Annotated in this window: 13 protein-coding genes, 1 tRNA gene and 2 pseudogenes; 12 read left to right on the top strand and 4 right to left on the bottom strand. The window is 55.5% G+C overall.

Annotation, left to right across the window (positions count from 1 at the left end; all coding sequences use genetic code 11):
• Positions 1-55 precede the first annotated feature (55 nt).
• The 7 genes and pseudogenes from dapA to ACA066_RS21680 form a co-directional block, all read left to right on the top strand.
• Positions 56-934 (top strand): 4-hydroxy-tetrahydrodipicolinate synthase, encoded by an 879-nt coding sequence (dapA, locus tag ACA066_RS21710; RefSeq protein ID WP_497696572.1) that lies wholly within the window; start codon positions 56-58, stop codon positions 932-934.
• 17 nt (positions 935-951) lie between these two features.
• A complete protein-coding gene (bamC, locus tag ACA066_RS21705) occupies positions 952-2067 on the top strand; it encodes an NlpB/DapX family lipoprotein (protein ID WP_497696571.1) in 1116 nt (371 codons plus the stop codon).
• Positions 2068-2071: 4 nt separating this feature from the next.
• Positions 2072-2830, top strand: a complete 759-nt coding sequence (locus ACA066_RS21700) for an MBL fold metallo-hydrolase (RefSeq protein WP_008034928.1) — start codon at positions 2072-2074, stop codon at positions 2828-2830.
• A 28-nt stretch (positions 2831-2858) separates the two neighbouring features.
• Positions 2859-3572 carry a phosphoribosylaminoimidazolesuccinocarboxamide synthase gene (gene purC, locus ACA066_RS21695; RefSeq protein WP_497696570.1) on the top strand — a complete coding sequence of 238 codons (714 nt, stop codon included), beginning with the start codon at positions 2859-2861 and terminating at the stop codon, positions 3570-3572.
• Positions 3573-3655: 83 nt separating this feature from the next.
• Positions 3656-3745 (top strand) — tRNA-Ser (locus ACA066_RS21690).
• 792 nt (positions 3746-4537) lie between these two features.
• Complete coding sequence (locus ACA066_RS21685) at positions 4538-5260, top strand: hypothetical protein (RefSeq protein ID WP_497696569.1); 723 nt, start codon at positions 4538-4540, stop codon at positions 5258-5260.
• 1040 nt (positions 5261-6300) lie between these two features.
• Positions 6301-6603, top strand: a pseudogene (locus ACA066_RS21680) (cell envelope integrity TolA family protein); the annotation flags it as partial.
• Between the two features lie 139 nt (positions 6604-6742).
• Here ACA066_RS21680 and ACA066_RS21675 read toward each other — a convergent pair.
• Entirely contained in the window at positions 6743-7090 is a 348-nt protein-coding gene (locus ACA066_RS21675) for a hypothetical protein (protein WP_497696568.1), read from the bottom strand.
• Positions 7091-7674: 584 nt separating this feature from the next.
• Between ACA066_RS21675 and ACA066_RS21670 the strand changes: the two genes are divergently transcribed.
• From ACA066_RS21670 to ACA066_RS21650, 5 genes and pseudogenes are all read left to right on the top strand, one after another.
• Positions 7675-8298, top strand: a complete 624-nt coding sequence (locus ACA066_RS21670) for a recombinase family protein (protein ID WP_497696567.1) — start codon at positions 7675-7677, stop codon at positions 8296-8298.
• Positions 8299-8332: 34 nt separating this feature from the next.
• Positions 8333-8794 (top strand): annotated as a pseudogene (locus ACA066_RS21665) (extracellular solute-binding protein); the annotation flags it as partial.
• A gap of 280 nt (positions 8795-9074) precedes the next feature.
• On the top strand, positions 9075-9266 hold the full coding sequence (locus tag ACA066_RS21660) for a YegP family protein (protein ID WP_497696566.1): 192 nt from the start codon (positions 9075-9077) through the stop codon (positions 9264-9266).
• Positions 9267-9413: 147 nt separating this feature from the next.
• Complete coding sequence (locus ACA066_RS21655) at positions 9414-10340, top strand: LysR family transcriptional regulator (RefSeq protein WP_497696565.1); 927 nt, start codon at positions 9414-9416, stop codon at positions 10338-10340.
• 57 nt (positions 10341-10397) lie between these two features.
• A complete protein-coding gene (locus ACA066_RS21650) occupies positions 10398-10763 on the top strand; it encodes a 5-carboxymethyl-2-hydroxymuconate Delta-isomerase (RefSeq protein WP_497696564.1) in 366 nt (121 codons plus the stop codon).
• 3 nt (positions 10764-10766) lie between these two features.
• Here the strand turns inward: ACA066_RS21650 and ACA066_RS21645 are convergent, their stop codons facing one another.
• The 3 genes from ACA066_RS21645 to ACA066_RS21635 all read right to left on the bottom strand — a co-directional run bounded on the left by ACA066_RS21645 (position 10767) and on the right by ACA066_RS21635 (position 13951).
• Positions 10767-11702, bottom strand: coding sequence for a LysR family transcriptional regulator (locus tag ACA066_RS21645; RefSeq protein ID WP_497696563.1), 936 nt, complete (start codon positions 11700-11702; stop codon positions 10767-10769).
• Between the two features lie 131 nt (positions 11703-11833).
• Complete coding sequence (locus ACA066_RS21640) at positions 11834-12751, bottom strand: DMT family transporter (RefSeq protein WP_497696562.1); 918 nt, start codon at positions 12749-12751, stop codon at positions 11834-11836.
• A gap of 15 nt (positions 12752-12766) precedes the next feature.
• Complete coding sequence (locus tag ACA066_RS21635) at positions 12767-13951, bottom strand: cyanate transporter (RefSeq protein ID WP_497696561.1); 1185 nt, start codon at positions 13949-13951, stop codon at positions 12767-12769.
• Between the last annotated feature and the right edge of the window lie 214 nt (positions 13952-14165).

Below are 14165 nucleotides of genomic sequence, written 5' to 3'. Positions count from 1 at the left end.
AAGCATCTTGGCGCCAGTACCATTACGGCTCTCTTTTTCCGGCAGGAGCGGTTGCATGATTGCGGGCAGTATGGTGGCACTGGTCACACCCATGGATGCACAAGGTCGTCTCGACTGGGACAGCCTGAGCAAACTGGTGGACTTTCACCTGCAGAACGGCACCCACGCGATCGTGGCGGTCGGTACTACAGGCGAATCGGCCACCCTTGACGTGAACGAGCACATCGAAGTGATTCGTTACGTGGTAAAGCAGGTGGCAGGGCGCATTCCGGTGATCGCCGGTACCGGCGCCAACTCGACGCGCGAAGCCATCGAGCTGACCACCAATGCGAAGACCGCCGGCGCCGATGCCTGCCTGCTGGTGACGCCGTATTACAACAAGCCGACCCAGGAAGGCTTGTACCAGCACTTCAAGGCCATCGCCGAAGCTGTCGACATCCCGCAGATCCTTTATAACGTGCCTGGCCGCACGGCATGCGACATGCAGGCCGAGACCGTTATCCGTCTGTCGACCGTGAAAAACATCATCGGCATCAAGGAAGCCACCGGCGACCTCGATCGTGCCAAAGCCATCCTCGACGGCGTCAGCAAAGACTTCCTGGTGATCTCCGGTGACGACGCCACCGCAGTCGAGCTGATCCTGCTCGGCGGCAAAGGCAACATCTCGGTGACTGCCAACGTTGCTCCGCGCGACATGGCCGACCTGTGCAACGCTGCCCTGAAAGGCGATGCCGTCACGGCCCGTGCGATCCATGAAAAGCTGATGCCGCTCAATAAAACCCTGTTTATCGAATCCAACCCTATCCCCGTGAAATGGGCACTGCATGAAATGGGCTTGATGCCGGACGGTATCCGTCTGCCGCTCACCTGGCTCAGCGCTGCCTGTCACGAACCGCTGCGGCAGGCCATGCGCCAGTCCGGCGTCCTGGTTTAATTGAGGAAGCACTACGCATGAAGCGATTGGCCGGACTTTCCGCACTTGCCTTGATTATCTCCAGCACCAGTGGCTGTGGATGGGTCTGGGGCCCGGAAGGTTATTTCCGTGACCGTGGTAGCGATTACCTGGAAGCGCAACAGACTGCACCGATGCAATTGCCACCGGACGTCAGCACCGCCAAACACCTGGATCCGCTGCTGCCGATCCCGCGCAACGTGGCCGACGACACCGCCAAGGGCGAATACATCGTGCCTCGCCCGCAGCCGCTGTCCGCTGCTGCCGACGCCAGTGCCTACTCGCTGCAGAAGACCGGCGACTCGCGCTGGATCGTCGCCCAGAACCCGCCGGCCGAAGTCTGGCCAGTGGCTGTGCAGTTCTTCCAGGACAACGGTTTCCGTCTGGATGAACAGCGTCCGCAAACCGGCGAATTCACCACCACCTGGCAGCATTCCGACGAACTGTCCGCAGCGATGGCCAAGCGCCTGAGCGCAGCTGGTGTCGGCGCTGACAGCGAAACCCGCGTGCGGGTCCGTATCGAGCCAGGCGTGCAGCGCAATACCAGTGAAGTCTATGTGGTCAGCGCCGAACGTCCTGCCGGCAGCACCGCCGATGTGGCCTTCACCAACCGTTCGGTCAACACTGGCCTGGACGCGGCACTGGTCGACGACATGCTCGCGAGCATGAGCCGAACTTCGGAGAAAGGCGGTTCGGTCTCCATGCTGGCTTCGCGTGATTTCGATACGCCAAGCCGTGTCAGCCTGAGCGAAGACGGCAGCGGCAACCCGGTTCTGAACGTCGGTAACGACCTGGACCGTGCCTGGTCGAGCGTCGGTCGTGCACTGGAACAGGGCGAATGGCGCGTTGAAGACATCAACCGCAGCCTGGGTCTGTACTACATCAACCTGTCTGAAAAAGCCGAGAAGAAAGACGACAAGCCTGGCTTCTTCGGCAGTCTGCTCGGCAGTGGTCCGAGCAAGGAAGAAGTTGAAGCCCGTGCCGAGCGTTATCAGGTTCGCCTGAGCAAGGTGGGTGATACCGTTCAGGTCACCGTCGAGAAGAACATCAACACCGTGGCGCCGGCTGACGTGGCGCGCAAAGTGTTGAGCAAGATTCAGGACAACCTGGGCTGATCACATGCGTTTTGCCGTTCTCGGCAGCGGTAGCCAAGGGAACGGCACGCTGATAGCCAGCGCTGATACGTACGTGCTGGTGGATTGTGGTTTCTCCCTGCGGGAAACCGAAAAACGCCTGTTGCGCCTGGGTGTGAACCCGGCGCAACTGAGCGCGATACTCGTGACCCACGAACATGCCGACCACGTGCATGGCGTGGGTTTGCTGTCTCGGCGCTACAATCTGCCTGTCTACCTCAGTCGCGGTACCCTGCGCGGGATGCGCAAACCGATTGAACCGGCCGGCCTTCTGGCGGGCGGCGAGCAACTGCAGATCGGCGCTCTGAGCATCGGCGTCATTGCCGTGGCCCACGATGCACAGGAACCGACGCAATATGTGTTCAGTGACGGTGAGCGACGCTTCGGCCTGTTGACCGACCTGGGCTCATACTGCAACAAGGTGCTGGACGGCTATCGGGACCTCGATGCGTTGATGATCGAGGCCAACCATTGCCGTGACATGCTGGCTCGCGGTCACTACCCGTACTTTCTCAAGCAGCGGGTGGGCGGTGAACTGGGACATTTGAACAACCACCAGGCGGCATTCCTGGTGTCCGAGTTGGGCTGGCAAGGCCTGCAACACCTGGTCCTGGCCCATCTCAGCAGCAAGAACAACCTGCCGCAGCTGGCCCGGCAATGTTTTGTCGACACCCTCGGGTGCGACCCGGACTGGCTGCAACTGGCCGATCAAGATTCAGGGCTCGACTGGCGACACATCGCCTAGCCCACCTACTTAGCAAGCGGAGCCCATCATGGAAAAACGTGAAGAACTCTACCGCGGCAAAGCCAAATCGGTTTTCAAGACCGACGACGCTGACCGCTTGATCCTGCTGTTTCGCAACGACACCTCGGCGTTCGACGGCAAGCGCATCGAGCAGCTCGACCGCAAAGGCATGGTGAACAACAAGTTCAACGCCTTCATCATGCAGAAACTCGAAGCCGCCGGCGTGCCGACCCAATTCGACAAACTGCTGGGCGACAACGAATGCCTGGTGAAAAAACTCGACATGATCCCGGTCGAGTGCGTCGTGCGTAACTACGCGGCCGGCAGCCTGGTCAAGCGCCTGGGCGTCGAAGAAGGCATGAGGCTCAACCCTTACACCTTCGAACTGTTCCTGAAGGACGACGCCAAGGGCGACCCGTTCATCAACGAATCCCACGTCGTAGCCTTCGGTTGGGGCACCGCCGAGCAACTGGTTCGCATGAAAGAACTGTCGCTCAAGGTCAACGAAGTCCTGAGCAAACTGTTCGACGACGCCGGCCTGCTGCTGGTCGACTTCAAACTTGAATTCGGTGTGTTCTCCGACGGCTCCATCGTCCTGGGCGACGAATTCAGCCCGGACGGCTGCCGCCTGTGGGACAAGGCCACCGGCAAAAAAATGGACAAGGACCGCTTCCGTCAGGGCCTCGGTGACGTCATCGAAGCCTACGAAGAAGTCGCCAATCGTCTGGGCGTACCGCTTTAATCGACGCAAGCATCTGATAGCACAGAAATATTTCGCTCAGGGGGTTCGCTTCCGGCAAAAGTGTTGTTATGATGCGCGCCGTTGGAGAGATGCCAGAGTGGCCGAATGGGACGGATTCGAAATCCGTTGTACCTTCACCGGTACCTAGGGTTCGAATCCCTATCTCTCCGCCATACATAGAAAAGCCCCGTAATTCAATGAGTTACGGGGCTTTTTGCTTTCCGGTTGTACTACTCATTTGTATCACTGTCGTCGGTCTGTACTAGATCTAAAAGCGGGTCGTCTCTGCATCAGTCTAGCTGTCCCCAAAAACCGCGTTTCCGGCCTCGCAAGCGACGGTGCTGCTAAAGCTCACCCAGATGTTCGTATAACATGTTGTCACGTTCGTACAGCTTGTTGTGGGTGTCTATAAGCCTGAGATGGACTGGTCGGCGGCTAATGGTGGGCTTTCCTTTATACGTTCACTAGGCGCACGTTGGGTGGCAGGTAGTCTTCGGTGCTTGCTACTGCGTTCTGGGTTTAGGCTGATTGGGGTGGTATCTGTAGATGTCAGCGGCGTTTTGGCTTGAAGATCGCAACGCCACGTTTAAACATTATTTTGTGAATGTGTTTAGATTGAGATGCGGCAGGCCGTATAATAGATCGTATGCCGCCGCCCAAAATACGTAATCCCTAGCTTTCCGTTGGGGTGGTCGCATTCCCGGAAACTAATTTTATAAAATTCAAAAGCACGAATTTTTCGTGCCCGGCCTTCGGTCCATTCAAGTTTGACTTGCAAACACTTAAATATCCTCCAGGTCCACGTATTATCGGGCAATGGCGGTATTCTGTGGGCGGGATCTTTACTTCTCTATAGGGCTCTATAGTCACTAGTGTGGTATAGGGTTGTTCGGCTTGGTGGTTACTAATATTAAAGGTGTTCTTTTGTCCATCCAACTAGGAAGTATGTTTAATCAAAAACAGTCATGTCGAAAAAAGAAAGTCATCACTCCCAAAATAGCTTTATGGGAGTTTCAGTCAAATGCGATACGGATTACCCGTCATTCATCAAGATTATAGAAGCGTTGTATGTGATGGTGTATGGGTGCGCCAAGGTCTACACTAGGCAGCGTGGATATCATGTTAGACTTAGGTTTACAGAGAAAATGGATAGTCGCAAATTCAGCGCCCGTCTTTCAACTTTTTTCAAAAGAAAATCCGACTACGTACCACTGCGATTAACGGTTGTGGAATGCGATGAAGACAAAGACGGCTTACATCATCACATTGCTATAATATTGAACGACAGGCTAGATCGGAGATCAAGCCTTGAGCGCTTCATGGCTCGGCTATTTGCTGGCGGGTTTTTAGCGAACTACGAGTTTGTCTGCCCTGATATTGATGCTTATGGGCACCATCTTCGGACGATAGAAGAAAAAGATAGCTATTATAAATGGATGATCTATCTAGCGAAAACCGCAACCAAGGCCGATACTGGCCAAGTTTGGAGTCCGTGTCGCGTTGTCAGTCGTGCGTTAAAAGAATGGAGGCTCGCTGGCAAGCCTGATTTACGAAAACAACTATTCGACCGGCATCCGAAAGATAGCATCGCGACTGTTGATGTTTTTGAACTAATGCAATTGGTTGATTTGTCACCCGTAGTTATGTTGCCGCGTACAGCCCTTAGTGTGCTGTGTGGGGTGATTTGAGCGACCACCCTGCAGGGTTACTGATGTTGTATTGCGGCCTCTCTGAGGTTCTTATAGGATCTTCTGGGTGTGCCTTGAATTAACGCAACTTATATCTGTGTTGCTTTTATGTTGTCATGCTGGGATAACCACTGACTAGTAACAAATATCACTGGAATGTTTTTGGGCAGATTGACAAGAAATTATCGCCTGCAACCGCAAAACATTCTTTACTGTTATTATGCCGTCATCATATGCTAGCCGCATCATCAACTCATCAATGCTGCGGTAGCGACATGAAAGCAAAAAAAATATTTTCTGGGTGCGTCATTGGAATGATCTTGGCGACAAATTCATTTGCTGACATCGCCAATAAGCCTGCCCATTTCGATGCATCCCCTAGCCGACTCTATCTCGCCCAATCACAGCTAGGTACATCAGAAGCTGAAGCGAGGCTACTGGCCGAACATGATGCCAAGGCTAAGGCAGCAGAAGCTGCCAAGGCTAAGGCCGAAGAATATGCCAAGGTCCTGGCTGCAGAAGATGCCAAGGCCAAGGTGGCTGCTGCTATTCAGCTAAAGGCGATAGAAAATGCCAATAATTTGAAGTATTCGGGTGGGCTATCAGAAGCGCTACAAAATAACAAAGATAAGGGGTTGGACTGGTTCAAAAACAAGCTTTTCAAGCTGGACAAGGCCTCTGCCATCACCGCATGTGATCCAGGCATATGCTACATTTTTGCATTTAATGGGCTTTCATCTCTTGGTATAACCCAAGAAAATGGAGACTTCAACGGTCGACAACTGCAAGGGCAGTTTGTTCGTGTTATTGGCACGGACCGGTTAGGGAACATTGTGGTAACTAGATTAACCACAATTGATAAACCCTCGAAGAAATCACGCCAAGCCACACATGAGGAAGAATTGCCAAAGCAAGCTACACATGAGGAGCAATTGCAAAAGCAAGCTACACGTGAGGAACAATTGCAAAAGCAAGCTACACAACAGGCAAATACGGTAAAAGCTCTACAACAACTACTTGATGGTGGTGGTGGTGGTGGTGGTCAAGAAGTTACGGGCACTTTCGAAGATCTGATTCTTGCTCGGGCATCAGAAGGCTGGGCTCGCCCACCGTCAGCAAAGAAAGGCATGAAGGTCGTACTACAGATCAATATGTTACCGGATGGCACAGTGAAGTCAGTCAGTGTCGCCAGGTCCAGTGGAGATAAGCCATTCGATAACTCAGCGGTGGCTGCGGTCAAAAACGTCGGTCAACTGCCAGAAATGCAGGGAATGAGGACAAGTGATTTCCAACCCTACCGTTCATTCACGATGGTATTCACGCCTGAGGATCTAACCTTGTGATGATATAAAACGAATCATCACACATCGAATGACTGGATATTGAAAAGTTGTTTTCAATCTGGATGCCCGTACCAATAACATCACGTAGGGCATCCCCATCGGCTCACGTCACGTGCAAAAAACTCCTACATTGCGTGGGCTATTGTACCGACAAAGACTCATATTTCTCAGTGGAGCTATCCTTGCGATTGTTTCGATGATTAGGATTGTTACGATTTCTATAATCCCAGACAGCAATCTCACGAAGAGTCCGGATATCCTTGTGAATGGCCGAAAGAACAAACCAAGTTCCTGAAAAAACGCAACCACAACCAAATCCAACCAAGCCACCTAATACACCTGCCAATACATCATTTCCAGACGTGATACCAGGCACTATCGCGGACACTCTATGCGCCATGTACGCCATGTAATATCCACCCACTGTGGAAAAAATGATCATTAACCATGCGAAAACTTCCACAACCCTGATAACGAAATCTTTCATATTCTCTTAAACTTCCGGTTGTTGTAAAAAATCAAAGTCTTTATAAAACCATGTACCCACTGCTAGCGCCAGGCATGGCCCAAATCAATCGTGCATCTGGTCAAAATTGAAAGTCAACAGCAGAGAACAGTATCTGCTTTGGACTTCCCATCTTTTGTACCGTGACCGCAGTTCCGGCGCACCCAATCCAGCAGCAACCATAGACAGGCATCAAAATCGACCGATACACGATACCCAGAAATACCGTGCCGTAACATGCAACAAAATTGCCATGGATCATTTCTGACCTCTCGGCATAGTGACGCCACCGTTACTCATCAGAAAATGACACAGCTACGCCAGCGCCCTTCTGGGTCTTCCCAAGTTTACGGCTGTTCTCACAAGACGGCTAATGTGGTGATCTTGCGGTGAATGATTCCTCGCTACGGAATAAATCTGATGATCCGCCTATCAATGGACTCTACTTGTCTGGTAGTGCGATAACGCTCAGCTATCAGCTATCAGCTATCAGCTATCTATTACTGATAGCTTTATGATCGTATTATCATTGGTCTATCGAAACAGATACTAAAGGATAGCCAGCCATGAACGCCCACCTTTACCTCCGTGCCAGCACCAAGGATCAAGATGCTCTCCGTGCCAAGGCATCGCTTGAGGCGTTCGCTGCTGATAAAGGTTTGTCTGTCATTGGCACTTACAGCGAGAACATCAGCGGCACCAAGCTCAACCGTCCTGAGTTGATGCGCCTGCTGGACACTGCGGAGAAGGGTGATGTCTTCCTGTGCGAATCTGTAGACCGCCTCAGTCGTCTTTCACAGGCTGATTGGGAGACTCTAAAAGCCACGATCAAGGCCAAGGGGTTACGTCTGGTGATTGCCGATCTGCCCACCAGTCACATGATGGTTGAGGACAAGGGCATAACCGGCCAGATCATGGAAGTGATCAACAACATGTTGCTCGATCTAATGGCCACGATGGCAAGATTGGACCAAGAGAAGCGCGTGGAACGTATCAATGAAGGATTGAAGAACAAGAGGCTCGCTGATCCTGAGTGGAAGCCAGCAGGGAAGGAAAAGAACCAAGCGCTGTGGGATAAGGTTGTACGCCTGATGGCCAAGCATCCGAAGATGTCGGCTGATGAGGTGGCTAAGCTGGCTGAGTGTGGTGTTGCCACTGTCTACAGGATCAAGCGCGAACAGAAAGCCTGATTGAATCGCCTTCTGCAACGTCTCACAGGCCCGCCGGGCCTTCGCCAAACTCACCGAACTCAAACCCTACATCCAGTGGTGGGAGGCCGGCGCGCAACCGGCGCAATGGCTGACGGCCGGGGACGTGGTGATGACGTCCACTTACAGCGGGCGAGTGGCCGCTGCCGCACAAAATGGTAGCCACCTCGGATTGGTCTGGCCCGGCAGCCTGTATGGCATGGATTACTGGGCGATCATCAAAGGCTCGAAACATGTCGATCAGGCCAAGCGCTTCATTGCCTTCGCCAACCAGCCGGATGCCCAGGTCAAGTATGTCGAGCAGATCCCCTATGGCCCCACCAATACCGAGGCCGCCGCACGGCTGGATAGCAAACTGGCGCAATGGGTGCCCACTGCACCGCAAAATCTCAAGGGTGCGTTGTCCATGGACGTAGCGTTCTGGGTCGATCACGGCGAAGAGCTCGAGGAGCGCTTCAACGCCTGGGCCAGCAAATAATTGCAATCGGCTGGACGTTGTAAGGCGTCCAGCCTGCCGTGGGTTTTTTGTGGGAACCGGCAGCGTTTCGGCGTAAGAAAAATAAGTCTGTTCACAGGAAAACTTACGCAGCCGGGTAGCTCGAATTACCGTCCCCCGTATCCATTGGCCGCTCCGGTATTCAAGGTTTTCTCTTCGAAATATCCCCTGACACTGAAAGACTTCGCCGCCAAAAATCCTCATCTACTCTGGTTTCGCAGGTCACTGATCTGCCGTCATCAGCCATCGCAAGGAGCGATCAATGTATTTTGAGATTTACAGGCAAACCCGTGGCACCCCGCAGACTGGCAAAGGTCAATGGCGGTGGCGCTTGAGGGCGGGGAACAATGAAACGATTGCCAGCGGCGAGGCGTACGTCAACAGGGCGGATTGCGCGCATGCCATCAGCTTGATCAAGGGGACTCACGATCACACCCCGGTGAAGGAAATCTGAACCCCTGGTGGTGAAGCTGCTCAGTGAGAGCAGCTTCTTTGCAAGCGACCTTGCGCTCGGATCAAATGCAGACTGCTTGAGTCGCATAGACGCCGCTTGCGACAGCTACCTAAACTGTCAGCAGATTTGAGGACTGGGGGGTAGTGGATGAATCGCAACGAACTACGCAAGGCGGATATCAACCTGATGGTGGTGTTCGAAACCTTGATGCTCGAACGCAACGTCACCCGGGTGGCGGAGAAGTTGTTTCTCGGGCAGCCAACCATCAGTTCGGCGCTCAACCGCTTGCGCACGATGTTCAACGATCCACTGTTCATTCGCGTCGGTCATCGCATGGAGCCGACCGCCAGGGCCGAGGAGTTGATTCAATACCTGTCGCCAGCGCTGGATTCGCTGTCGGTGGCTTTGAGCCTGACCCATGATTTCGATCCTGCCAGCAGCACCATGACCTTCCGTATCGGGCTGTCGGACGATGTCGAGTTTGGTCTTCTGCCGCCGTTGTTGCGTGCCCTGCGCCAGGAAGCGCCGAAGGTGGTGTTTGTGGTGCAGCATGTCGATTACTGGCGGATTCCCGATTTGCTGGCGTCCGGCGATATCACCGTTGGCATCAGCCAGACCCGCGGTCTCCCGGCCAATGCCAAGCGCAAATTGCTGCGGCACATCCAGCCCAGCATCTTGCGTGCCGATGCGTCCGACACGCCGCTGACCCTCGATGAATATTGTTCGCGCCCTCACGTGCTGGTGTCCCACACTGCCAATGTCAGTGGTTACGCAGACGAGTGGCTGGCGGAGATTGGTCGTACGCGTCAGGTGGTTTTATCCGTGCCGCAATACAGTTCGTTGCCAGCCTTGCTTGCCGGAACCGATCTCATCGCCAGCCTGCCGGATTACGCCGCCGAGGCGATGGCGGCGTCCGGTCAGCTGTTCACGGAGCCTTTTCCGTTCAAGACCCCGACCCTGGACCTGTCTATGGTCTGGCTCAGCCACGTCGACACCGACCCTGCCGAACGCTGGTTGCGCTCGCGACTGGAGGCGTTCATGAGTGAGCGCTTCGAGTCGCCGCCGTCCCGGTGAGCAGGACAGCTCTGTGATATATGTACGACCTTTCCGCCAACCTCAAGGAGCCACGTCATGCCCCACCTGCACATGGAATACACCGCCAACCTGCCCGAGCTGAATGCCGATGTGGCGCTGATCCGGCTGAACAATACGCTGGTGGCTTCCGGTCAGTTTGCTGCCGAATTCGACATCAAGAGTCGCGCGGTAAAGGTCGAGACGTTCAAGGTCGGCACGGCATTGGCTGAGCGGGCGTTCGTGCATGTGAAGCTGGCGTTGTTGAGTGGTCGCTCGCCGGCGATCAAAAAACAGTTGTCCGAAAGTCTGCTGGCCGTGGTGCAGGAACTGTGTGAGTGGCCAACGGACGTGGAAGTCCAGCTGGCCGTGGAAATCCTCGACATTGATCGAGAGTCCTACAGCAAAGTCGCCATCAACAACTAAGTCTCAGGTCATTTCCTGCTCGGTGCAGGCCTGCACCACCTGCTCACGCAACCAGGAATTGGCGCAGTCTTCATCGGCACTTTGACTCCACTGCATGTCGAGGGTGAACCCCGGCAGACCGTTGGGCGCTTCGCAGTGATTGAAGATGGCCTCGCTGGCCAGCAACTGCCGGATGCGTCGGGGCAGGGTGACGATGAAGTCGGTGCCGGTGATCATTTTCAGCGCCGCGCTGTAGCTGTTGGATCGCGCGACGATCTGCCGTTTTCGTGCCTGCTGCGCCAGCCAGCCGTCGACCATGTTGGTGGTGGACGTCCAGGATGTCGGAAATACATGCCTGTGTTCGGTAAAGGCTTGCAGGCTTAAACGTGGCTCCAGCGGTGTGGCGCGTTTATCGAAGACACAGACCAGATCATCTTCCAGCAACATCCGGGATTTGAAGTCGGTGTGATTGCGATGAAAGTTCGGGCCGAAGCAAATCACCAGGTCGAGACTGCCGTCGCGCAGTTCCTCGGCCGGGATGTCGGTTTCGAACTTGTGCATGTTGACCATCACCGGCCAGTCGGCGAAATCGAAACGTTTCAACAGACGCGGCAGGATCAGCTGCTCGAAGTATTCCGGTGCGCAAATGTTGAAGGTGACCGGTTGCAAGCTGGGGTCGAACGTCGGTGCACCGGCGTGACACAGGTTGATGCTTTCCAGAATTTTCAGCACGTGGGCGTACATGGTGCTGGCTTTGTAGGTGGGCCGCATACCGGCGCGGGTGTTGATGAACAACTCGTCCTCGAAACCGGTGCGCAGCTTTTTCAGGCAGTAACTCACGGTGGACTGGCTGACACAGAGTGTTTCGGACACGCTGGTGACGCTGCTTTGTTCATACACGGCCACAAACACCATGAGGTCCTGCATGTCGAGTTTTCTAAGCAAGTTACTGTTCAGCATCCATTCGTCTCGCTGTGATCCTTGCGCTGATTGAGCGCAAACTCGTGCGAATGATCCTAACGGAACGATGGTGCCAGGAGAATGCCCTGTAGGAAGTTTCACTAATAGTTGTGAGGCAGTGCCGATGACCTTCAGCTCCGAACAGTTGCAGGCATGGCGCGGCGGCTGGACATCAACAGCGCCAGCATGCCGATGCCGACGAGCACTGCACCGATGATCTCCAGCGGCAGCGGCGACTGACGTAACCGGAGCCAATGAAACAGCGTGATGAACAGTGTGCTCAGGTAAATGTAGGAAATGACCGACGACGGGGCGATGACGCCGATGGCCCGATGCAACAGCCAGAAGGTCGCCAGTGTGGCGAACAGCGCCAGGTAGATCAGCCAACCGAAGTCGTTCAGGGTCAGCAAGGACGCCGATCGCCAGCCACCGCTGAACCCACAGAACGCCAGCAGGAACAGAGCGCCGAACAGCATGTTCCAGAAGGTCATGCCCACCGGGCCGCGACCTTTGAGGCTGCCAGCCTTGAGCCGCTGGCTCAAGGGAGAGTAGAGCGCCATCGCCAGGCAACCGATCCCATACACCGACACCGCATAGAGCGAAGGCAACTCGCCTGGCCCCGCACCTTTGAGCACCAGCAATACGGCGCCGGCAGCCGCCGTCAGCATTGGAACGATGCGTTGTCCTAGGCTGCTGTCGGGCATCAACACGGCTTCGAAAAACAGGGTCAGCAGTGGCACCAGGGTGAACAGGGTCCCGGTGTTGATGGCGGAGGTGTAGCGCAGCGCCTCGAACAATGAGCCGAAATACACCGCCAGCAACAAGCCGAGTACCGCATGGCCGAGCAGTCCGTTGCGGGTCATGGCGGCGTCGCCCTTGAACAGCAGCAGCGGCAAAAACACCAGGGCGCAAAACAGCAGGCGCAAACCGGTCAGCAGGACCGGGTCGATGGCCTGGCTGACCTGCGCCGCTGCGGAAAACGAAGCGGCGATCAACAGGGCCCAGAGCAGCATGCCAAGGTGAGCGGTGGCGAAACCGGTGTGTTTCATGATGGCCGTTCCGGGTCAGTGAATGTGACGGGCGTAGTGCCGTGGGTTAAAGCGCAGGACCATCAGCAGCATCAGCGCCATGACGCCCGTAAGCGACCACCAGGCCCATTCGAAACTGCCGAGTTGATCGCGGATCATCCCGGCAATCAGAGGCGAGAGACCGGCGATCAGGTAGCCGATGCCTTGAACGAAGGCGGTCAGTGCACCCGCACGTTGGGGGTTGTGCAGGTGATCCAGCGACACGATCAGGCTCATCGGGAACAGTCCGCCGATGCCCAGCCCCAGCAGGCACGGCCACAACAGACTCAGGTGTTGCGGGCTGAGAATCAGCCCGCAGAAACCGGCCATGATCAGTGCCAGCAACACCACCAGCACCAGGCGTCGGTCACGGCTGCGGTTGGCGATCGCGGGCGTCAGCAGACCCGACAACACCTCCATGGCCGTCAGAAAACCCAGCAACAACCCGGCGTTTTGTTCGCTCCAGCCTTTTTCCACGTAGTACGGCGCCAGCCAGGCCAGCACACAGGTGTAGGACGCCGTGCCCAAGCCAAAGAAGATCGCGAGTAACCAGGCGCGGGAATTGGCGAAGAACGACCCGTTTCGTTGCGCTTGAGCGGCCAGTGTCGGTATCCCCGAACGTTGGCCTAGCCAGAACAGCAACGCCAGCAGCGCCAACACCGCCCAGATCGCCAAGCCCATTCGCCAGCTACCGGTACGCGTCATTACCAGCGGCGCGAAGGACGCGGCAATCGCTGCGCCGCCCATGATCGACGTGACGTATAGGCCCATGCACACAGAGACGTTGTCGCTGAAACGGGACTTGATCAGTGCGGGCATCAGCGCCTGGATCAGCGCAATACCGACGCCTGCCAGCACGGCACTGAGGATCAATTCTACGGCGGAGTCGAGGAACAGGCGCGACACCGTCGCCAGGCCGATGATCAGCAACGACACCACCACCGTGCGTTGTTCGCCGAGCCATTGGCTGACGCTGAGGCCGAAGAACATTGCCAGTCCCATGGCCATCACCGGCAGCATGGTCAGCAGCGAGGCCAGGCTGAAACTCAGCGGGATATCCCCGCGAATCGCCGACAGCAAAGGACCGACCGCCGCCATGGAGGGGCGCAGGTTCAGGGCGACGAAAATGATGCTGACCATCAACCAGAGGGCAGGGCGGGAAGTGGCGCGGACGTTTTCCATCGATTGGACCTTGAATGACAAGGGCCCGATTAGGCGCGTGAGGCCTGGAGGCCGCAAATCAGAAAGTCCGGGACAGTATTTAAAAATCAAATACCTCTGCTGCAACACAGAGCAAATGTGGGAGCGAGCCTGCTCGCGATGACGTTGTGTCAGTCACTATCAATATCGACTGTCACACCGCCATCGCCGGCAAGCCGGTCTCGCTCCCACAGGG

Source organism: Pseudomonas sp. LBUM1651 (assembly GCF_059716135.1).
Note: the sequence above shows the minus strand (reverse complement) of the source record. Positions and strands in the feature narration are given on the sequence as shown.